This window comes from Paenibacillus sp. FSL H7-0703 (assembly GCF_038003485.1).
GTDB classification, from domain to species: Bacteria; Bacillota; Bacilli; order Paenibacillales; family Paenibacillaceae; genus Paenibacillus; species Paenibacillus polymyxa_B.
The window spans coordinates 4,477,844-4,498,531 of record NZ_JBBOPF010000001.1 but is presented as its reverse complement, the minus strand read 5'-3'; the positions used below and the strand labels follow the sequence as shown (position 1 = coordinate 4,498,531).

At 47.3% G+C, this 20,688-nt stretch carries 18 protein-coding genes; 9 read left to right on the top strand and 9 right to left on the bottom strand.

Annotated features, from left to right (window positions below):
* The first annotated feature begins 81 nt into the window (after positions 1–81).
* Both MHB46_RS20055 and MHB46_RS20050 read left to right on the top strand, forming a co-directional pair.
* The gene (locus MHB46_RS20055; RefSeq protein WP_341163204.1) at positions 82–1,860 is read left to right on the top strand and encodes a M4 family metallopeptidase; all 1,779 of its coding nucleotides are present in this window, start codon (positions 82–84) and stop codon (positions 1,858–1,860) included.
* 464 nt (positions 1,861–2,324) lie between these two features.
* Entirely contained in the window at positions 2,325–4,124 is a 1,800-nt protein-coding gene (locus MHB46_RS20050) for a M4 family metallopeptidase (protein ID WP_341163203.1), read from the top strand.
* A 130-nt stretch (positions 4,125–4,254) separates the two neighbouring features.
* Here MHB46_RS20050 and MHB46_RS20045 read toward each other — a convergent pair whose 3' ends face one another.
* A complete protein-coding gene (locus MHB46_RS20045) occupies positions 4,255–5,034 on the bottom strand; it encodes a WIAG-tail domain (RefSeq protein ID WP_341163202.1) in 780 nt (259 codons plus the stop codon).
* A 113-nt stretch (positions 5,035–5,147) separates the two neighbouring features.
* Positions 5,148–6,311, bottom strand: a complete 1,164-nt coding sequence (locus MHB46_RS20040; RefSeq protein ID WP_341163201.1) for a glycosyltransferase family 4 protein — start codon at positions 6,309–6,311, stop codon at positions 5,148–5,150.
* Positions 6,312–6,516: 205 nt separating this feature from the next.
* On the opposite strand from MHB46_RS20040, the gene MHB46_RS20035 reads away from it, so the two are divergent.
* Both MHB46_RS20035 and asd read left to right on the top strand, forming a co-directional pair.
* Positions 6,517–7,644 (top strand): YheC/YheD family endospore coat-associated protein, encoded by a 1,128-nt coding sequence (locus tag MHB46_RS20035; RefSeq protein WP_341163200.1) that lies wholly within the window; start codon positions 6,517–6,519, stop codon positions 7,642–7,644.
* An 88-nt stretch (positions 7,645–7,732) separates the two neighbouring features.
* Positions 7,733–8,530, top strand: coding sequence for an archaetidylserine decarboxylase (gene asd / locus MHB46_RS20030; protein ID WP_341163199.1), 798 nt, complete (start codon positions 7,733–7,735; stop codon positions 8,528–8,530).
* A gap of 187 nt (positions 8,531–8,717) precedes the next feature.
* Here asd and MHB46_RS20025 read toward each other — a convergent pair whose 3' ends face one another.
* Positions 8,718–9,503, bottom strand: a complete 786-nt coding sequence (locus tag MHB46_RS20025; protein WP_061830088.1) for a helix-turn-helix domain-containing protein — start codon at positions 9,501–9,503, stop codon at positions 8,718–8,720.
* Between the two features lie 179 nt (positions 9,504–9,682).
* Here MHB46_RS20025 and MHB46_RS20020 point away from each other — a divergent pair, with 179 nt between their 5' ends.
* On the top strand, positions 9,683–10,981 hold the full coding sequence (locus tag MHB46_RS20020; protein WP_341163198.1) for an aminotransferase class I/II-fold pyridoxal phosphate-dependent enzyme: 1,299 nt from the start codon (positions 9,683–9,685) through the stop codon (positions 10,979–10,981).
* A 101-nt stretch (positions 10,982–11,082) separates the two neighbouring features.
* Here MHB46_RS20020 and MHB46_RS20015 read toward each other — a convergent pair whose 3' ends face one another.
* Positions 11,083–12,360, bottom strand: coding sequence for a sensor histidine kinase (locus tag MHB46_RS20015; protein WP_028541463.1), 1,278 nt, complete (start codon positions 12,358–12,360; stop codon positions 11,083–11,085).
* Positions 12,361–12,566: 206 nt separating this feature from the next.
* Between MHB46_RS20015 and MHB46_RS20010 the strand changes: the two genes are divergently transcribed.
* Positions 12,567–12,683, top strand: coding sequence for a hypothetical protein (locus MHB46_RS20010; protein ID WP_023990126.1), 117 nt, complete (start codon positions 12,567–12,569; stop codon positions 12,681–12,683).
* Positions 12,684–12,801: 118 nt separating this feature from the next.
* Here the strand turns inward: MHB46_RS20010 and MHB46_RS20005 are convergent, their stop codons facing one another.
* The 5 genes from MHB46_RS20005 to MHB46_RS19985 form a co-directional block, all read right to left on the bottom strand.
* Entirely contained in the window at positions 12,802–14,025 is a 1,224-nt protein-coding gene (locus MHB46_RS20005) for an ABC transporter permease (RefSeq protein ID WP_341163197.1), read from the bottom strand.
* 2 nt (positions 14,026–14,027) lie between these two features.
* Positions 14,028–14,774: an ABC transporter ATP-binding protein gene (locus tag MHB46_RS20000; RefSeq protein ID WP_013311782.1), complete on the bottom strand. Its 747-nt coding sequence runs from the start codon at positions 14,772–14,774 to the stop codon at positions 14,028–14,030.
* 18 nt (positions 14,775–14,792) lie between these two features.
* Positions 14,793–16,184 carry a DEAD/DEAH box helicase gene (locus tag MHB46_RS19995; protein ID WP_341163196.1) on the bottom strand — a complete coding sequence of 464 codons (1,392 nt, stop codon included), beginning with the start codon at positions 16,182–16,184 and terminating at the stop codon, positions 14,793–14,795.
* A 122-nt stretch (positions 16,185–16,306) separates the two neighbouring features.
* Positions 16,307–17,086: an SDR family NAD(P)-dependent oxidoreductase gene (locus MHB46_RS19990; protein ID WP_103050018.1), complete on the bottom strand. Its 780-nt coding sequence runs from the start codon at positions 17,084–17,086 to the stop codon at positions 16,307–16,309.
* A 39-nt stretch (positions 17,087–17,125) separates the two neighbouring features.
* A complete protein-coding gene (locus MHB46_RS19985) occupies positions 17,126–17,584 on the bottom strand; it encodes a chemotaxis protein CheX (protein WP_061830098.1) in 459 nt (152 codons plus the stop codon).
* A gap of 428 nt (positions 17,585–18,012) precedes the next feature.
* On the opposite strand from MHB46_RS19985, the gene MHB46_RS19980 reads away from it, so the two are divergent.
* The 3 genes from MHB46_RS19980 to MHB46_RS19970 all read left to right on the top strand — a co-directional run bounded on the left by MHB46_RS19980 (position 18,013) and on the right by MHB46_RS19970 (position 20,681).
* Positions 18,013–18,915 carry a LysR family transcriptional regulator gene (locus MHB46_RS19980; RefSeq protein ID WP_341163195.1) on the top strand — a complete coding sequence of 301 codons (903 nt, stop codon included), beginning with the start codon at positions 18,013–18,015 and terminating at the stop codon, positions 18,913–18,915.
* A gap of 60 nt (positions 18,916–18,975) precedes the next feature.
* Positions 18,976–19,785 (top strand): histidinol-phosphatase, encoded by an 810-nt coding sequence (locus tag MHB46_RS19975; protein ID WP_209949719.1) that lies wholly within the window; start codon positions 18,976–18,978, stop codon positions 19,783–19,785.
* A gap of 155 nt (positions 19,786–19,940) precedes the next feature.
* The gene (locus MHB46_RS19970; RefSeq protein WP_341163194.1) at positions 19,941–20,681 is read left to right on the top strand and encodes a GTP pyrophosphokinase; all 741 of its coding nucleotides are present in this window, start codon (positions 19,941–19,943) and stop codon (positions 20,679–20,681) included.
* The last annotated feature ends 7 nt before the right edge of the window (positions 20,682–20,688 follow it).

Here is a 20,688-nt window from a genome sequence, read left to right as displayed (position 1 = left end):
CACGACCTACATAAATGGCGCAATGCCTTATTCAAGACAGGATGATTCATCCTGACAATAATCGAGGAGAGTGAATTTTTAATGAAAAAAGTATGGGTTTCGCTTCTTGGAGGAGCTATGTTATTAGGGTCTGTCGCGTCTGGTGCATCAGCGGAGAGTTCCGTTTCGGGGCCAACTCAGCTTACACCGACCTTTCACGCCGAGCAATGGAAAGCCCCTTCCTCGGTATCCGGGGACGACATTGTATGGAGCTATTTGAATCGGCAAAAGAAATCGTTACTGGGTGCGGACAACTCTAGTGTACGTGAACAATTCCGAATCGTTGATCGCACAAGCGACAAGTCCGGTGTGAGCCATTATCGGCTGAAACAGTATGTAAACGGGATTCCCGTATATGGAGCTGAACAGACTATTCATGTGGGCAAATCTGGTGAGGTCACCTCTTACTTAGGAGCGGTGGTTACTGAGGATCAGCAAGCTGAAGCTACGCAAGGTACAACTCCAAAAATCAGCGCTTCTGAAGCAGTCTACACTGCATATAAAGAAGCAGCTGCACGGATTGAAGCCCTCCCTACCTCCGACGATACGATTTCTAAAGATGTTGAGGAACAAAGCAGTGTAAGCAAAGACACTTACGCCGAAGCAGCTAACAACGGAAAAACGCTATCTACTGATAAGGACGAGCTGAGTCTTGATAAAGCATCTGCCCTGAAAGATAGCAAAATTGAGGCGGTGGAGACAGAAAAAAGTTCCAATGCCAAAATCGCTAATCTGCAGCCAGAAGTAGATCCTAAAGCTGATCTGTACTTCTATCCTAAAGGGGATGACCTGCAGCTAGTTTATGTAACAGAAGTCAATGTTTTAGAACCTGCCCCACTGCGTACTCGCTACATTATTGATGCCAATGATGGCAGCATCGTATTCCAGTATGACATCATTAATGAAGCGACAGGCACAGGTAAAGGTGTGCTTGGTGATAGCAAATCATTCACCACGACGGCTTCCGGTAGTAGCTATCAGTTAAAAGATACAACACGCGGTAATGGTATTGTGACCTACACGGCCTCCAACCGTCAAAGCATCCCAGGTACCCTTCTGACCGATGCCGATAATGTATGGAATGATCCAGCCGGCGTGGACGCCCATGCGTATGCTGCCAAAACATATGATTACTATAAGTCCAAATTTGGACGCAACAGCATTGACGGACGCGGGCTGCAACTCCGTTCGACAGTCCATTACGGTAGCCGCTACAACAACGCCTTCTGGAATGGCTCCCAAATGACTTATGGAGATGGGGACGGTAGCACATTTATCGCATTCAGTGGGGACCCCGATGTGGTAGGTCATGAACTTACTCACGGTGTCACAGAGTATACTTCGAATTTGGAATATTACGGAGAGTCTGGTGCATTGAATGAGGCTTTCTCGGACATCATCGGCAATGACATTCAGCGTAAAAACTGGCTTGTAGGCGATGATATTTATACGCCAAACATTGCAGGCGATGCTCTGCGCTCTATGTCCAATCCTACGCTGTATGATCAACCAGATCACTATTCCGACTTGTATACAGGCAGCTCCGATAACGGTGGCGTTCATACGAACAGCGGCATTATCAATAAAGCCTACTATCTGTTGGCACAAGGTGGTACTTTCCATGGTGTAGCAGTAAATGGAATTGGCCGCGATGCAGCGGTCCAAATTTACTATAGTGCCTTTACGAACTACCTGACTTCTTCTTCCGATTTCTCCAACGCACGCGCTGCTGTGATCCAAGCAGCAAATGATCTGTACGGTGCGAACTCGGCACAAGCAACTGCAGCTGCCAAATCTTTTGACGCTGTAGGCGTAAACTAAATCATATACGCTATAATCCTCATATCCCGTCCATAGACCTTTGCCGTTGTGCAACTGTCACTTAGGCCTGCTCATAATGGACGAAAAAATAGGGGTGCAGTGTACAAGTCTGCGCCCCTTCCCCCCTTATTTATGGCGTCCCCTCAAAGGGGCGCCCTTTTCTTGTTCATCGGGTCCCTTCGATCATTTTCGACTAAATAAGACAAATAAACAGTAAATCAGGGACTAAAGATTCATTTTGGGGTATTTTGTAAAATTAATCTTCTCGTTCGACAACCTCTGTGCTAATATCAGAGCCGAGACGATAAAATTGCAAAAAAATAAACCTTAATATTTTACATAAGGTCATTTTTATCCAGCCTCTTCACGTTTCAAAGGAGCAACAAGACTTACATATATGACGCAAGACTTCTTCAAACAGGGTGTTTTTTACCTCAACATTAACTAGGGAGAGTGAGTATGAATTGAAAAAAGTATGGGTTTCACTTCTAGGAGGAGCTATGTTATTAGGATCTATAGCGCCCGGGGCCTCCGCAGCTGAAAATTCTGTTCCCGATCCGACTCAGTTTACACCAACATTCCAAACGGTGAACTGGAAGTCTCCTTCAACGGTAACAGGTGACAATCTGGTCTGGAGCTTTTTAAATCGACAACAAAAAACATTATTGAGTCTGGACGATACCCACATCGGCTCCCATGTGCGCGAGCAATTTCGTATCGTGGATCGCACCAGTGACAAATTTGGTACAAAGCATTATCGGTTAAAACAATATGTAAACGGAATTCCCGTATTTGGAGCCGAACAGACCATCCATGTGAACAAATCTGGTCAAATCACCTCTTATTTGGGAGCGGTCATTTCGGAAGATCAACAAGCCGATGCCAAAGAAAATACAACTCCAAAAATCAGTGCTACTGAGGCTGTATATACCGCATATGAAGATGCAGCTATACGGGTTCAATCTCTCTCCTCCTCCGTCCAAATCGTTCCTGAACCTTACGAGGATACAAGTAGTGTAAGTAAAGACACTTACGAAAAAGCATCTAACAATGAATTATCAATTTCTACTGATAAGGACTCCTTGGATTTGGATAAAGCAGTTGAACTGGAGAACAGTAAATTGGAAATGGTAGAGCCTGCATCCTCTATCCCCAAGATTGCCAATCTGGAACCAAGTGTAGACCCTAAAGCAGAACTGTACATCTATCCCGATGGAGACTCAACACATCTCGTCTATGTAACCGAAGTTAATACTTTACAGCCCGCTCTGCTGCGCACACGTTACTTTATTGACGCTAATGACGGAAAAATCGTATTCAAGTATGACATTCTTAACGAAGTGATCGGCACAGGGCGCGGTGTATTCGGTGATACCAAAACATTTGAAACAACAGCTTCGGGTAAGAAGTATCAACTAAAAGATACGACTCGTGGTAAAGGAATCCTAACTTATAACGTCTACAACACCGAGACGCTCCCCGGCACCCTGTATACAGATTCCGATAACGTATGGGAAGATCCGGCTGCGGTGGATGCCCACGCTTACGCTATCCGCACTTACGATTATTACAAGGATAGATTTGGGCGCGACAGTATTGACGGGCATGGCATGGCCATCGCTTCGGCAGTCCATTACGGCGCAAAGAACTACAATAATGCCCACTGGGGCGGCACTCATATGCTTTATGGAGACGGAGACGGCACGTTATTTGCCCCTTTTAGCAGCGACCTTGAAATTGTTGCCCATGAGCTGACACACGGTGTAACCGAGCATTCATCAGGGCTCGTGTATTTCGCTGAATCTGGTGCATTAAGTGAAGCCATCTCAGATATTATAGGCAACGACATTGAGCGCACCAATTGGGATTTCGGCAAAGTCGCTTATACCCCTAATATTAAGGGCGACGCCATTCGCTCCCTTTCCGATCCTGTCAAATACGGTCAAGTCGATCACTACAGCAATCTCTATCCTGATCCTAACAACGAGGATTATGGTGGAGCCCACATTAATAGTGGTATTATTAATAAAGCCTACTATCTACTGGCACAAGGAGGCACTTTCCATGGTGTCAAGGTAGATGGAATCGGACGTGATGCAGCCGTATATATTTATTATAATGCCTTCACCAATTATCTGACTTCCACGTCTAACTTCTCCACTGCGCGAGCCGCTGTGATCCAAGCGGCCAAAGATGGTTATGGTGAAAATTCAATAGCAGTAACCTCTGCTATGAAGTCTTTTGACGCTGTAGGTGTGAGATAAGTGAAATAATATAAACTTCCCCGATATTACAAGTCTCCCCCCTTCTCTCTTATGTATACGGCGTCCCACTATGGGACGCCTTTTTTCTAGTATAAAGCTGATTATTGGCAATTATATTTCCGGCTTCTTATTATTGCCCCATCGCAATCCAAAGGACCAACCCTTCACATAGCGGACCTGAGTGTATGCGTTCCACAGTAAGTACTGCTGAATACCTCTGACGTTGTGTGACGGATACCATCACTCCCGGTATACTCGCATTGGCAGTGATTACATACTGTGTATTTATAAAAGGCTTCTCAAATACAACGCTCACTTCACCCCTATCCGCTCGTGCGGGGAGGTGAAAAGAAATGCTCCCATATTGAGGTGAAGCTATATGATCGTCAGAAGCCTCGTCACTGGTCGCTGATCCGTCGTGAATGGCATTCAGGTTTAATTCTTTCTCCATATCGAAAGCTAGATCGATATCTTGCTCAGACAAGACCACGCGTTGCTTTGGGCGTGGTCTTCCTTCAGCAATGTGAATACTGGTTATGGAACAATCCAGTAACGAATCTTGCTCTGCCTGATCTTCCGTCGTAATAGACGGTTTGTCGTTATCTAACCTGTATTCCGTATCTGACCCAGGCACAGACAACAGCAGTACAGATGCTCGATTCATCTGCATCGCTTCCTCTAGCGTTTTGGGGAGCTTATGCTTCTTCCATGCCGCTTCCTCTATAGCTTGAACCGATGTGTCCTTCTCTACGGGGGCAGGGACCGTTGCCGTTCCACGCTGGTTCGATTTATGACTGCCGGAAGTCGAAGCCGCTTTTTCCTTGTTAACACGGGGGGAGGGAACCGCATGGGAAAGGTTACGCCGTGCTGTTCTTTTATCCTTAGGGCTATGGTTCGTACGATGGTTCATGGTGACCGCTCCTTTGGCACAGGAGTGAACCAGCGGTCGCTCCGCTTCATTCACCCGGCTGGGAATCATGGCTAATGCCTATAAGATAGCCTATGCGCGTAACAGCGCCTACGTCACTCCGCTACGCAGTCCGTTATGATTTGTGCCCAGCGTTGTGCTGAGTGTTGCCATAAAAATCGTCTCCGTACCTCGCCAAGCCCGGCTTCTCCCATCCGTCGTCGCAAGCTTGGTTGCTGGAGCAGCCTGATGATGGCATCGGCCATTTCCTGCTCACCGTGAGACGGATACACAAGCCAGCCTGTCTCGCCGTGTTGTACAACCTCTGGAATACCGCCGATTCGTGAAGCGACCACAGGCACTCCTGCCGCCATGGCTTCCAGATTGACCAGCCCGAAGGCCTCATCCTTCACTGAAGGAACAACGGTCACATCGGCTAGCTGATATAGCGAGGCCAATGCTGGATGCGGAACATAGTCCAGGAATTGCACATGCTTCCCCAACCTTAGTTTACGCATCTGCCGATGCAACGACGCCGTGTATGGCGTGAGGCGGTCATGCCCGTAATAGGCACTACCTGCAATGAGCAGCAGTACGTCCGGGCAGGCGCGGACCACATGCCGCAGGGCCTTCAGCAGCCGGTGAACGCCCTTCCCTGGCATCAGTCTGCCCGCGAATAACATGATTTGGCGGCCTGACCAGCCGAAATCGTCCAATCGCGCCGATCTGGCTGCTTCTGCTGCTGGAGTCCACCGTGGCAGGAAATCGCCGGGATGGATACCCAGCTTGTTTATGACGATGCGCTCTCTGACGGCCTCGGGACAGTCAGAAGATACGATTGCCCCTAAATACGCACTGTTCACGATAATGCGATCCATCGACAACAGCAGCCTGCCCATATCCTTCCGTTTGAGGTAAGGCTCCCGGATGAACGTGGTCGAATGCAAAGTCAACACAACTCGGCTATCGGGTAAAGCCTCGCGAATTGCATACGCAACTGCCGGGCGGTTGTGTACATCTACTACCGCTGGTAACCATCTCTTTAAATCGGCAATCACCTCAGAAATATAGCCTGTTCCCCGCGTATAACGCATGCAGGGAATTCCGTCGACATCGCCATGATCCGGTGCCTCTGCTCCCTTTATGCCATAGATCTGCGCTTGAAGCTCATGACTAGCCAGCGGTACCATGCGGGCAATTACCCGCTCCACAGAACTGCTGCGGGGCGAAGGTATAACAAAGGAGCCCGGTGTAACGACTGCTACCTTCGGCCTCTGCATTACCTCACCTACTTTCTGAGCTTATTCCAACACTCTTCAACACTCATCTTTTATCATATCGTCTGCCTCGCTGAAATGTGCCTCGCTTCTAACTTTGGGCTTACCGCAAGGCAAGCGTCCATGCCTGGCCGATCTTTGATACATATGATGGACTAGAATCACAGTATGATCAGTTGGAGTGACTACAAGGAGGGCGGACATACTCATGTTGCATGTCGGCGTCATGCTCAACCCGGCAACCTACCGGGGCATTCCCGCCATGAGGACGCGATATGAATCTATCGCCAATTACGAGGACGCCGGGTTAAGCTACGAGCTCATCCCCTGCTTTCTTCGTCTGGAGGATATTCATATAGCGACCGGAACATGCCGGGCTTATGTTAAAAACGGCAACGAGTATCGGCAGATGATTCTTCCGTTGCCGCCGGTCATCCACAATCGGACTCTCTATCGGCAAAATGAAAATGCTAGAGATATCAGCAAGCTTGTACAAAAGGGGTTCTATATTTTTAATGAACAAAACCGTTTCCACAAAGACCATATACATGCAATTCTGCAGGAAGACCCTTTGCTACGAATCCATCTCCCCAAAACATTGCAAGGCAACCTTTCCTCCATCCATACCTTGATGGAAGAAACCGGAGATGTTGTAATTAAACCCAGTAGCGGTAGCGTGGGTAGAGGAATTATGCGTCTGCGGCATTCCCGCGGAGGCTGGACTTTGCAATGCGCTCATCCGGCTATACCTGAGCGTTGGTCCACCCTACGTTTGAATGTCGGAGAACTCCCATTATTTCTGCACAAGCGACTGCTGCAGGTGCCTCATATCGTACAGGAAACCATACCGCTTGCTTTGTACAACAATCGTCCGTTTGATGTCCGTGTGTCGGTTCAGCGCGGATATGGCGGTATCTGGGGTGTGACAGGCATGTATGCTAAAATTGCTCCTTCCCACACCTTCGTCTCCAATGTGGCACAGGGCGGTACGGCCCGTTCCTTACTGGAAGTGTTATCACAAACAGAGACGGTTCAGACTTCGAACGTAGTCCGGCTGATGAATGAACTGGAGCGACTCTCATTACAAATCGTGCACCGACTGGCACAAACCCTTCCCCGTCTCGCCGACGTCGGTCTGGATCTGGGAATTACCCATGAGGGCAAGATTGTTTTTATCGAATGCAACGGTCGTGACCAGCGCTATGGCTTCAGCCAGGCGGGCATGCACAATGTCTGGAAAGAAACATACACTCAGCCGATGGCTTACGCTCGTTGGCTTCTCGAACGGATGCCTTCGTCAGACACCGAACGTTCACCAGGCCGTCCACTGTATTGATTTACGTCACATTCTGTGTCAATATAGTTCAGAGCGGCCGGACAGGTTCCGGCCAAGACGGCTCGGAAATGAACAAGGGGGATCTGTAATGGCAAAACAGTGGCTGCGGCTCATGACGGAGCTATCATCGCGCAAGTGGGTGTGCCGGATTGTAGGCTCCTTCGCGCAAAGCGGTGCAAGCCGACTTTTTATCCCCACCTTTATACGTACGTACCAGATCCAGACGCATGAGGCGGAACAGGAATGGAAGGAATACCGTTCTCTAAACGCCTATTTTACACGCAAATTAAAAGCGGGCATGCGCCCGATTGATACGAACGCCGAGGTGATGACCAGTCCGGTGGATGCACGGATTACTTTCACTGGCCCAATTACGTCCGGCACTCTTTTGGATGTCAAAGGGCAGGACTATACGCTGGAAGAGCTTCTTAACCGTTCTCCGCGTCTTGAAAAATACACACACGGCTATGCTTTTGTGCTCTATCTCAGCCCGACGGATTATCATCGCATTCATGCACCAGTATCCGGTACACTGGTAGAAAAAGAACATCTGCGCGGCAAGGTATACCCAGTGAATGACTTCGGCTTGCAACATATGCGAGCAGTTCTTAGCCGCAATGAACGACAGATTACGTACATTGCCCATGAATATGGTGAGGTGGCGGTCGTCAAGGTTGGCGCAATGAATGTGAGTAGCATCAAATATACGGATGATAAGGCCGTCTCATGGACAAAAGGAGACGATCTAGCCTATTTCGAATTTGGATCAACTGTCGTTTTGCTAACTGAGAACGGCACGTTTGAGCCAGACCCCGCATTGAAGCCGGGGGATGCGGTGAAAATGGGACAACGTCTGGGTTGCTTTCGACATGATCCCAAAGCATAAGTGAATTTATCGTAACAGGATTATAGCTACACATATGAGCATTGGGATGGATGATGTTAAATTCCTCATATAAAAAAGGACCCGGCGTAACTGCTCGGGTCCTTTTTTTGGAATTTATCCTTTATATTCTTCATGCGTTAATCCCATTACGCCTAAATCCGAAACAGCTTGTCCACCGTCCGTATCATTACCGGATCTCAGACGGACTTTTCCCCGTGTACTGCTTGAATTGGCGGCTGAAAAAAAAGATGTCACGATACCCCAAAGCCTCTGCCACCTCGGTCACATTCATTCCGGCATGTAGTAATAGATGCTGTGCACGCTCAATCCGCATGCTGATAATATGAGATTGCGCGGAAACACCCAGCAGCTCCTTGAATTTAATCGAAAAATAACGCGGTGACAGCCCCGCCCGTGCAGCCAAATCCTCGACGCGATGAGGAAGTCCCGGATGCTGACGCACATAGTTGGCCGTTTCCCGAATGACCTCGGTGAGCTGGTTACTGGCCTGTTGCTCCTGAGGCTCCTTGCGGTCCGCACGCAGCAGATGAATCATCAGTTGTTTCAGGATCAGCTTGCCTTCCTCGTCAGCTCCGTAAGCACGCTCCAGGCGTAGTCGAACGTATCTGGCAAGCATATGCTCTACCTCGAACGTTTCCTCCAGCATACGGTAGCTTGCAGGGATAAGCTTTGGTTGTTCGATGAGATCAAAATGAATATAGGTAAGTATGAGCGGCTTTTGTGGGTTATGTGTGGCACGGGTATCATCTCCCGGCTTGAACAGGAAGCAACTCCCCTTGCTCACCGGATACGACGTCCCGTTTAAGACCACTGTTCCTTCTCCGCTCCATACATAAAATAAATCATAGTTTGGCATCGGCTTCTCGCGTACCTGCCACTTCCAGCCCGGCTCGCACACAATTTTGGCGAAGGCCGACAACAGGATAAACGATGACGCAGATGTATCCAGCAAAACCTGCACCTCCTTTTGTTAATCTTTGGTTGTCCTCTATCCCGTTAATTTATAATATAAGCTCAGCGCCGTCATTAAGCAAAAAAATGCGCTTTTATGTTCCAGATGCTTTTGCGTGACGCTTACCGTGTGTAATGCTATAATATGTAATCAAAATGACTTGGAAGGATGAAACGGGAATGAATCCACTGGCAGCGCAGTTAAACCAAAACATTCAGACAGGCAACGAGCATGTATATCAAATGCTTTCTCTTTTAGGGAAAGAAATTTATTTCCCAAAAGAAGGGATTTTGAGTCAATCCGCAGAAGCAGGGAAGCTTGCTAAAAAGTACAACGCTACGATTGGCATTGCTACAGAAGGCAATGGTCCTATGCATTTGGAGGTCATTCAGGAAAAGCTGTCCGCTTACAATCCCAAGGATTTATACCCTTACGCTCCCCCTGCGGGCAAACCTGAACTACGTAGTGTATGGCGCGACAAAATGCTGAAGGAAAACCCTTCGTTGGCTGGAAAAAGTTACGGCCTTCCCGTAGTTACGAACGCGCTGACCCACGGTTTGAGCATCGTTGCCGACCTGTTCACGGATGAAGGGGATGCTGTCATTTACCCAGACAAAAACTGGGAAAACTATGAGCTGACTTTCGGTATTCGCCGTCATGGACGTTTGGTGAATTTCCCGTTGTTCACAGAGGATCAACGTTTTAATAGTGAAGGATTACGCGACGCTCTACTGGCACAGAAAGAATATGGCAAAGCGATCGTTGTGCTGAACTTCCCGAATAACCCGACGGGCTACACACCGGGAGTCGAAGAGGGTAAAGCGATTGTTGCTGCCATCCAGGAAGCCGCGGAAGCAGGCATCAATGTCGTAGTTGTGACGGATGACGCTTATTTTGGTCTGTTCTTCGAGGACTCCCTGCACGAATCACTATTCGGTCAGTTAGCTGGACTTCATCCGAGAATTCTACCAGTCAAAATTGACGGAGCTACCAAGGAAGAATTCGTTTGGGGCTTCCGTGTCGGATTTATTACCTTTGCTTCGGAACATCAGGATGTACTGAGCGCACTGGAACAAAAAACATTAGGGATTATCCGGGCAACGATTTCGAGCGGTCCTCACCCATCTCAAACCTTCGTACTGGATGCCCTAAAATCAACGGACTTTGAACAACAGAAGAAAGAAAAGTTCCAAATTATGAAGGGGCGGGCTAATAAAGTCAAAGCGTTACTCGATAGTGGAAAATACGGAGATGTATGGGGCTACTATCCTTTCAATTCGGGTTATTTTATGTGCCTCAAGCTGAACGGCTTGTCCGCTGAACGACTGCGCACACATTTGCTGGAACAATATGGGGTAGGGACGATTGCGCTGGGTGAATATGATCTCCGAATCGCATTCTCATGTATCGAGGAAGAGTATCTGGAAGACCTGTATGACATTGTTTACCGTGGCGCACAAGATTTGTTGAACGCCTAATATGTAACAGATTAAATATAGCATCATTAGCGGTATGCCGGATGTTGCGGCATACCGCTTTTTAATGGGCTGAACCATTGTAAGTCACACTTCGCAACAAACTATCCTTCAGCAGCGAGCAAAGATTTCTGTGCGAGTGGCAGCAGGATGACTACCTCGGTTCCGACTCCGGGCTCACTCTCATAGTGTATACTTCCGTTCATGGCTTCAATGATTCGAAAGGAGACAACCGTTCCCAGTCCCGTTCCTACCTCTTTGGTTGAAAAAAACAAAGTACCCACTCGCTCCAGATGCTCCTGACTCATGCCTTTTCCGGTATCCCTAATATGCAGACATGCCTTCTCTTCCTGAATCGCCAGCTTTATGTATACCCTGCCCCCATCATCCGCAGCTTCGATCGCATTTTTCGTCACATGTATTAACGCCTGTAACAGCTGATTACGATCCATATGTACGTATATTTCATTCCTTAGCTCAGTATACAGTCTTACGCCTTGCTTGGTCGCCATCGGTTTCAAAAGCAAAACAATCTGTTGAACCATGCCAGACAGATCCATCAGCTCTGTGTTCCCAATCTGCGGTCTGGATAAGTTCAGATAGTCGCTAATAATTCTTTCAGCCCGATCGACCTCTGCTAGTGCCAAAGCAATATATCTGCGATTTTTCCCTTCTAGCCCTGACTGAACCATTTGCAGGAACCCTTTAACCACGGTCAACGGATTCCTTACTTCATGAGCCATAGAGGCAGCCAGTTCACCTAAGGTATTCAGATGCTCAGCATATTTAATCTTTCTTCTCATTTCTTCCCGTTCCAAACTAAACTCCATCCAGAAAGAGGAGGCTCCAATGCTTAGGAATTGAATCACACCGAACCAGAGTATTGCCCGGATCAGCTCGACCTCATCCTTATCCAGCCTGCCATTGGCCCAGGAATGTATTAACAAAAATATAAGCATGGCAATATTGGTCCATATACTCATTAGCATATTCATGCCCACCCGAAGCAACATACTATTGAGCTGCATAAACTTTTTTCTTACCAAGAGAGGGCCCAAATAACACAACATCATGCTGGGAAAGCTCACCACCATAGACTCAGGATCTATATACATACGAGCCATCACTATCAGCGTTATATTCAGAAGCCCTGCCTTAGGACCAAAATATAAAACAGAGAGGATCAAAGGAACATATCGGAGATCCCAATATAATCCATACCAAATGTACGAAAACATAAGGCAAAGCACAGAAGACACACCCAGCACCCCTCCCATAAGCAACGGGGTATGTTTCCTATGCCGATGATCTGACAAAGCGCTATATACTAATAACGGTACAAACACAAGAAATATGTTCACGAGCAGCTTATCTACCAGCATCTCGTCTTTCCCACTTTCCAAGTGATAATGACTACGTACTTCTTCTATTCTCGATAATACGTGTCTTTTCCTCTATCCTCCCCTACATCTGATGAAAAATATAAGGCGATTCGGCAACACACCTGAGCATTGGCCCACGCAATCTGAAAATCCACTTCATAAGATACGATGTATCCTTTATCACAATGACCGAGAGGAGAATGAGCATGGGAGCAGAAGAAACAAGAGGCGGTTACGGTGGTTACGGCGCATTCACAAGCACAGGAACAATTCTGGTACTGTTCATTTTATTAGTTATCATCAGCAAAACGATCTTTATATAAGCAGACGGATATCTGCACCCACGGCTACGATAGCAGTGAGCGTACAAAAAAAAGGCTAATTCGCAGACAGCTCTTGCTGCTTGCGAATTAGCCTTTACTTTATTCACATAGATACAAATTACACTTCTTCCTCATCCTGACCGTCCAAACGCCATTTTTTGGCTTGAGCGCCTCGTAACAGAAACACTACTGCAACTCCCCCAAGCAGCGTGAGCAGTGTAGACAGTAGATCTTCCGTTCCTTTTGCCAGAAAAGGAAGCCACAAAACCACAGCAGCCGGCAACGTCAACCGAACAACAAAGTCGAGAAAAGACGCACGACGACTATGCGCAGGAATCGGATATAACTGAAGCCACAACGAATCCTTGTGATACTGCCTTAGCGAAGTGACCTGTACACCGATGAGGAATATGAAAAATAAATATACTGCAATCCCAATCCAGCTAGCATGGGTGATATATATAATTAACAACCCCAGAATTCCAAGCCGAATGACAATACCTGCTGGCTCTGTACGCAGGAATGTCTTAAACAGCAGGTAACGATACGCTCCCCTTCTGTTCCAAGGTATATTACCTCCCAACCAGGACAGCCAACGACGTGGCGTCACTCTCTGCGTAAGGGCGGGCACATCGACAAACCAGCCCAAAGTGCGCATCACCCGAGCAGCCTGCATACCCTCTGTACGAATCAGCTTTTCCCAAGCCACTAGCAGCTTGACCGGAAAGCGCAGAACAAGCACGTACACCACACCGACTAATATGATAAAAGGCACGCTGTGTAGTGGAGGCTGCCATAGCCATGCGGCTACCATCAGCACAGCCAACACCCACCGAAGCAGACGATAGCCTACACTCCCACCAATCGATACCATGCGAAGCTCTTGCCAGCCGCCGTAGCTGAATAGCAGCTTTAACAGCACAAACAGTAGCAGGGTCAGTAGCAACGGCTTAGGCGCGGCATCACTGCGAATATACAGCGGCCACATGATAATAGACAGCAATAGCAAACCGAATATTTTATACACCACACCCCGAATCCGGCTGGACTTAAAATAATGGTGCATCGCATGCTCCTGTGGACGGAGGAAAACAATATCCGCTGCGTTTAAATACGTACGAAAGCTCGCATGAGCAATCGGAATAGCCACAATAAGCATGATCCAGCGGATGGGCAAATCCGGTGGAGTATGCATTAGTAGCGACGTGTACCATGCGGCAAAGGCAATCAGCGCAAAGCCGAAGACCACCGCCAGACCGCTTTGAATGACATAGCCCAGATAGGGCAGCACCTGTCCCCAGAACGCTACACGTCTTTCTTTATGCAAACGTTGCAAATCCATGCTCATTCCCTGCCCTGTACCAGCTCATAAAATGCATCTTCCAGCGGCATGCCCGGCTTACCCGCCTGTGCTGTCACTTCGTCTAGCGTACCCTGTGCAATGATGGCACCCTGATGAAGTACAATGAAACGATCACAATAATTTTCAATCGTGGACAAAATATGAGAACTGAGCAGGATAGACGAACCCGAACGCTTCATCTCTAACATAAAGTCAAGCAGGGAACGAATACCCAGCGGGTCCAAACCCAAAAAAGGTTCATCTATGACATACAACGGCGGTCCCGCTAAAAATGCGCACATAATCATCACTTTCTGGCGCATCCCTTTAGACAGGTGCATCGACATACTCCCACTTTTATCGCGCATACGGAACAAGTCCAGCATTTGATCACTGCGCGTGCGGAAATCTGCTTCGCTAACTCCGTACGCTCTGGCCGTGAATTCCATATGCTCCATCACCGTCATTTCAGGATACAGCTCTGGAGATTCAGGTACAAAAGCAATGGCTCCCTGATACTCCTCGGGATTTTCATCCTGCTTATGACCCTGCACACGAATTTCTCCGGCCTGCGGTGTCATCAGACCCAAAATATGCTTCATGGTCGTACTTTTTCCGGCCCCGTTTAGACCGATCAGTCCTACCATTTCGCCCGGTTTCACATCCAGCGAAATCTGATGCAGCACCGGGCGCTTGGCGCTATATCCGCCAGTCAGTCCGTTAATTTGCAACACAGGCTGTTGTTCCATGGCTCCCCCTCTTCTCCCTTACTCGTTCGGTTTTGATCCTTTTTCCTTCAGCCATCTTGGTGCACCCTTGTTTTTGCGATCACGCTCGCGCTGTGCTTTTCCTGCTTTGGACAAGGCTGCTCCTTTACTCTTGCCTGGAGCTGAACCGTTCGCGGAATTCCTGCCAGGACGTCCGTTTTCGGTACGAACAGGTGCCTTACGGTTTTCCGTCTGTGCTCCGTCAGATGTGGATCTGGACTCGGATGGTCTTACAGGTGCACGCTTGGCATCCGCCGGACGCGGCACGACTACTCGACCTCCGTGCAACGCACGCTCTGCGATGTCAATGCCCAGTTCACGGGAGAACTTACGCATGATGAACGTTTCACGGTCGGTGACAACCGATGCCACCAATCCTTTGCGTCCCATCCGTCCTGTCCGTCCTGCACGGTGAACATAAGCTTGACTATCCGTAGCCGGGTCAAAATGAATGACCATTTCAAGTCCCTCAATATCCAGACCACGAGCTGCCACATCCGAAGCGACCAGCACTTTGAGCTTGTCCTCGCGGAATTTGGCCAACACGTTGCTACGCGTGACTTTATCCGCATCTCCATACAAGGACGCCGTAGTCAGCCCCATATGCTTGAGCTTGGCTTCAATTTCCCCGATGGCATTGGTTGTATTCACGAATACCAGCGCTTTTCTCGGATTAAAATGACGCACCAGACGGCGTAGCATATCCACCTTATCCCGTTCTTCAGATACAAAGTAATAGTGTTCCAGTCCACTGGCCGTCTTCTGGTCGGGATCAATCCCAATTTCTACGTATTCACGCATCTCCCGTTTCGCCAGCGACTGAATCTCATCGTTCAGCGTTGCGGACAGGAATACCAATTGACGATCACGTTGGGCGGTGCCCAATATGTTGGTTACATCGCCTGCTCCGCCGAGCTGGAACATCTGATCCACCTCATCGATGACAATGGCTGTAATATTGTGCATTTTCAACTTTTTCGAAGCGATGAGTTCCCGTACACGTCCTGGTGTGCCCACGACAAGCTGTGGATGATCCTTGAGCTTTTCGATTTGACGTTTAATAGCCGCCCCACCAATCAGACCGAGCACACGGATTCCACGATGCTCTCCGTAGTGCTGACCCTCACGTACAATTTGCATAGCCAGCTCCTGGCTTGGAGCTAGTATCAGCTTTTGCGTAGCCTTTTTCTGTGGATCAATCGCTTGCAACAGCGGCAACAAATAAGCCAGTGTCTTGCCTGTGCCAGTTTGTGAGCGCGCCAATACATGCTTTCCCTTCATTATTTCCGGTATAGCCTCTGCCTGAACTGGCGAAGGCTGTGTAATTTCATGCTCAGTCAGTTTGTCCAACAGATCTTGTTCAACGCCGAGCGATTCAAAATTCAATGTCATGAAAAGGTCCAACCCCTATACGTAAATTCGTTACTCTCCATTATATGCGAAAATAGCCCTGTTACCAAATCACAAAAATAAAAGATGTCCCTCACCATAGCTAATGGCTTACGGGACATCTTTTATTTCTTATTCATCACACCATGCCCCAGCCTGTCGGTCAGTCTGGGAGCTAACTGATACAGCTTGAGAAAAGGAGATACCCACCGTGGCAGATTAACCTCCTCCTTGCCAAGCTCCATCGCTCTTACGATATGCCGTGCTACCTTATCTGGTTGTAGCATAAACCAGCTTACATTTCGAACATATCCTCCTGAAGGATCTGCCAGTTCAAAAAACGGTGTGTCGATCGGCCCGGGGTTAATCGTCGTTACAGTCACTCCACTCCCGCGCAGCTCTTGCCGGAGCGCATTGCTGAAACCGAGCAACGCATGCTTCGTCGCCGTGTAAGAAGACGATTTGGCTGTCCCGATTTTCCCAGCCATTGATGCTACATTGACAATCTGTCCATGGCCCCGCTCTGTCATTTGCGGCAGAAACGCCTTGATGCAGCGAACAACACCCATGTAGTTCACGTCCATCATTTGTTCAAACTCCGTCAGATCGGTTTCATTAAAATACTCAAACTTTCCGTAGCCCGCATTGTTAAGCAATATATCGACCCGTCCGTACTGTTCCAATACTCGTGCAGCAACAGCCTCTACCTGCTCCTGGCGGGTGACGTCCAGTTGGATAAGCTCATGTCTGCCGCTGATTCCCGCAGATACTTGCTTCAGTCGCTCCTGCGAGCGTGCTGTTAAAATAGGAATCGCGCCCTTTTCGCTTAACAACTGAGCGCAAAGGGCGCCAATCCCACTAGATGCACCTGTAATCACAACTATCTTGTCCTGTAGTATATTCACAGTCATCCCCCCACATTAAAGAAACTTGTTCCTTTAATATTAAGAGATCATCACCTGAATATCCAGCTCCCCGATTCCTTCCACCGTAAGCGGAATATAAAGGGCACGCTGAGGCACAAAAGTGGTCAAGTTTTCTGATTTCATGACCTGCGGAGGCGTAATATCCACGACAATTCCCTGACTGGACAAAATCGTACTGGCATTACCACTAATCATATTGCCCAATTCTGAAATTGCGCTTTTTCCCATCTCATCAATTTCAGTCAACACAAATCCGCCCATCATCGCTGATACCATACGTAGCGCCACCTGTTCATTCAGGCCGAACACAATATTTCCGCTAAGCTGTCCGGTCATCCCGATCATAATCCAGATGTGGTCGTCCACCAGCTCGACATTTTTCACACCAAGATTTCCGGGTGAAGGAGATACTTGGATCAATTGTTCAATGACCCGTCGCGCCGACTCCAAAAAAGGATTTATCACTTCTGCCTTCACGATCAAAGCGCCCCTTTACGATGGGCTTTTAGACACACAACAAAAGTCCCATTTAAATTAGAATTTTTTAATTAAATATTACTGTAAAACGAATCGATCCTCAATAAAATGCTCTCTATATCACTTATCGACAGCTACCCGGCAATTTTTTATAGCTAAATCACAAAAAATGTGAATAATGTCCTATATCTTTACTTCTTACCGGTTTAGATTGATTATTTTTGAAGGATATCAGGACTTTAGTCTTTATTTCCCAATATACCACACTTTAAGGTGCTCTGCTTCGATTCATTGCCCTTCCTGCTCGAATAACCTATAATTTAATGAAATAAAGCATAACGACGGTTTTACATATGAACCTATGGATTGGCTAAAAATATTCATTCTATACAGCTGCGATAAGATTAAGAAAAGAGAGGAGGAACTTCATGAACATCAGTCAACTTGAAACACTTATCATGATTTCCAAAACGATGAGCTTCCGCAAAGCCGGAGAACTTCTCAATTTGACGCAGCCGGCGGTGTCCGCCCAAATTAAAAGTCTAGAGGATGAGTTCAAAACCATTCTGATTGACCGCAACCAGCCTGTCACCCTGACCGACCGGGGAGCTGTTTTTTTGGAACACGCCGAGCGCATATTAGAGGTTGTTGAGGAATTAAGACAAAAATTATACGATCTAAACGAAACACCGCAGGGTCACATTGCGCTGGGCACCACAACATCCATCGCTATTCAAATTTTACCGCGCGTGCTTTCCTACTTTCAGGATCAGTTCCCTCTCATCAAAACCTCCATTCAATCCATGGCTTCCTCCATGATTTATCAGCAGGTGGAGAACGGACTTATTGATGTTGGCATCGGTTATCTGATTGAACGTAATCCCAATTTAAGCACTTCGGTTCTGTACTACGATTCCTTTGAGCTAGTCGTGTCTCCTACTCATCCACTGGCCTCACAACCACATGCTACCATTGAAGCCCTTCGGGAAATTCCGTTGATTCTGCTCTCTCCCGATACGGTGGGACGAAAATTCGTGGATGATGTATTTAAAAAGCACCAAATCATACCTCATGTCGTGATCGAGTTGTCCAGCAGCGAGGAAGTCAAACGGATGGTCGAAATTAATCTCGGTGCTGCCATTATTTCCAGACTATCGGTCACTTCTGAACTGCGTGCAGGCACATTAAAAATGATCCATATTCCCGAGCTGGAAGTTAGTCATCCGGTAGGAGTGATTTATAAATCCGGCCGATATCTAAACTCAGCCATGCAGCAATTTTTAAGTGATCTGAAGGGGATGCCGGAGACGAATTTCACCAGTTCTGAATAACGTAATTCGCTATGAACACCATACGAAATATAAACCCTGATTACGAAAGGAAGACAGGCTATGAAATTTGATCTGCACACCCATCATTTCCGCTGCGGTCATGCAGACGGAAACATTCGAGATTACATTGAAGCAGGCATTCAGTCGGGCTTACAAGCGATTGGTATTTCGGACCATTCCCCTTTCTTGGGCAGCGAACAAGATCAGGCTTTTCCTAAAATTTATATGGCTAAGTCACAGCTTGCTGAATACGTAGAAGAGGTACAACAGCTTAAAAAGGAATACGAAGGCCGTATTGACGTGCTCCTCGGTTTGGAAACGGATTATTTTCCTGATTTTGCTGAATTATATCGTTCCACTCTGGCTCCTTATCCATTTGATTACCTCATTGGGTCGATTCACAATGTCGAAGGGGACAGCATTTTTAACCGTAACCGTTGGAACAAATTAAGCGATGCTCGTAAAATCGAGGTCAAACAAGCCTACTATGCGCTCATTCAGGAATCTGCGCGAAGCGGCATGTTTCAGATTTTAGGCCATATTGACGCAATGAAGGGGAACTTCCCTGCCTTTTCAGACATTCCTGCTGATGCAGCCATTGATGAAACCTTGCGGGTAATTGCGGAATCCAATGTGGCGATTGAAATTAACACTTCGGGTAAAACCAAGCTAAGTGGCGGATGGTACCCGTCTGCTTCTATTTTAGAGAGAGCGCACCATTTTGGTGTGGAGGTTACTTTTGGTTCGGATGCTCATAAGCCTTCGCGTGTAGGCGATGACTGGGAAGAGGTAAAGGCAATGCTGAAGGATATCGGCTTCCGCGAATGGGTTTATTTTAAAGAAAAACGTAAAATTCCTGTGGCGCTTTAAAATTCAAGGCGGGGATTGCCGCTCCGCAAATCATTTGATCTTACGAACGCTGCTGCAATGGGATTGTTGGGGATTGTAATTTATAAGGTGATAATTCCATTGCAAAGGCGAACGCTTAGCAAGATTATGACATCTATGTGTGAGGAGAATTACATATGCACTTGGAAGATCCTATGGACAAGCTTAAAAAGCTAAAGCATGACATCACGCGATTTATGCTCATTTATAAATTTGCGCTCGACGAAATGGAAACCAAGATTGAAATATTAAAGCAGGAATTTCAAGCATTGCACGATTACAGCCCTATTGAGCATACCAAATCACGCCTTAAATCTCCTGAGAGCATCATGAATAAAATGATTCGTAAAAATAGCGAGTTATCGCTGGATGCTATCAAAGATCATATTAAGGATATCGCAGGTTTGCGAATTACTTGCTCTTTTATTTCTGACATTTATGATGTCAATAACATGCTTCAGAGACAAAGTGACTTGAAGGTACTGGAAATTAAGGATTACATCAAGAATCCCAAGCCGAACGGTTACCAGAGCCTGCATTTACTGGTTCAAGTTCCTGTATTCATGTCGGATTGTGAGGAGCTAGTCTGCGTAGAGGTGCAAATTCGAACCATTGCGATGGATTTCTGGGCCAGCCTGGAGCATAAAATCTTTTATAAGTACAACCAGTCCGTTCCCGAAAGTCTGACACGTGAATTAAAGAACGCAGCGGATTCCGCTAATGCGCTCGATCTTCAAATGGAGCGGCTGCATCGTGAAATTAAGGAGATTAAAGACGCTAGAGGTGAAGAAGACTCCATAGAGGAGCTCCGGAAGATTACGATTAATAATCAGCAAATTACGGTGCCGGCCAATTTCCTGAAGCTTCTAGGGGAATAAATGGATA

What these genes read in the sequence shown, in the direction of transcription:
- MHB46_RS20055 (WP_341163204.1), top strand. Translation starts at nt 82, where the DNA reads ATGAAAAAAGTATGGGTTTCGCTTCTTGGAGGAGCTATGTTATTAGGG.
- MHB46_RS20045 (WP_341163202.1), bottom strand. Translation starts at nt 5,034, where the DNA reads ATGAACCATCGTACGAACCATAGCCCTAAGGATAAAAGAACAGCACGG.
- MHB46_RS20040 (WP_341163201.1), bottom strand. Translation starts at nt 6,311, where the DNA reads ATGCAGAGGCCGAAGGTAGCAGTCGTTACACCGGGCTCCTTTGTTATA.
- MHB46_RS20035 (WP_341163200.1), top strand. Translation starts at nt 6,517, where the DNA reads ATGTTGCATGTCGGCGTCATGCTCAACCCGGCAACCTACCGGGGCATT.
- asd (WP_341163199.1), top strand. Translation starts at nt 7,733, where the DNA reads ATGGCAAAACAGTGGCTGCGGCTCATGACGGAGCTATCATCGCGCAAG.
- MHB46_RS20020 (WP_341163198.1), top strand. Translation starts at nt 9,683, where the DNA reads ATGAATCCACTGGCAGCGCAGTTAAACCAAAACATTCAGACAGGCAAC.
- MHB46_RS20015 (WP_028541463.1), bottom strand. Translation starts at nt 12,360, where the DNA reads ATGCTGGTAGATAAGCTGCTCGTGAACATATTTCTTGTGTTTGTACCG.
- MHB46_RS20010 (WP_023990126.1), top strand. Translation starts at nt 12,567, where the DNA reads ATGGGAGCAGAAGAAACAAGAGGCGGTTACGGTGGTTACGGCGCATTC.
- MHB46_RS20005 (WP_341163197.1), bottom strand. Translation starts at nt 14,025, where the DNA reads ATGGATTTGCAACGTTTGCATAAAGAAAGACGTGTAGCGTTCTGGGGA.
- MHB46_RS20000 (WP_013311782.1), bottom strand. Translation starts at nt 14,774, where the DNA reads ATGGAACAACAGCCTGTGTTGCAAATTAACGGACTGACTGGCGGATAT.
- MHB46_RS19995 (WP_341163196.1), bottom strand. Translation starts at nt 16,184, where the DNA reads ATGACATTGAATTTTGAATCGCTCGGCGTTGAACAAGATCTGTTGGAC.
- MHB46_RS19980 (WP_341163195.1), top strand. Translation starts at nt 18,013, where the DNA reads ATGAACATCAGTCAACTTGAAACACTTATCATGATTTCCAAAACGATG.
- MHB46_RS19975 (WP_209949719.1), top strand. Translation starts at nt 18,976, where the DNA reads ATGAAATTTGATCTGCACACCCATCATTTCCGCTGCGGTCATGCAGAC.
- MHB46_RS19970 (WP_341163194.1), top strand. Translation starts at nt 19,941, where the DNA reads ATGCACTTGGAAGATCCTATGGACAAGCTTAAAAAGCTAAAGCATGAC.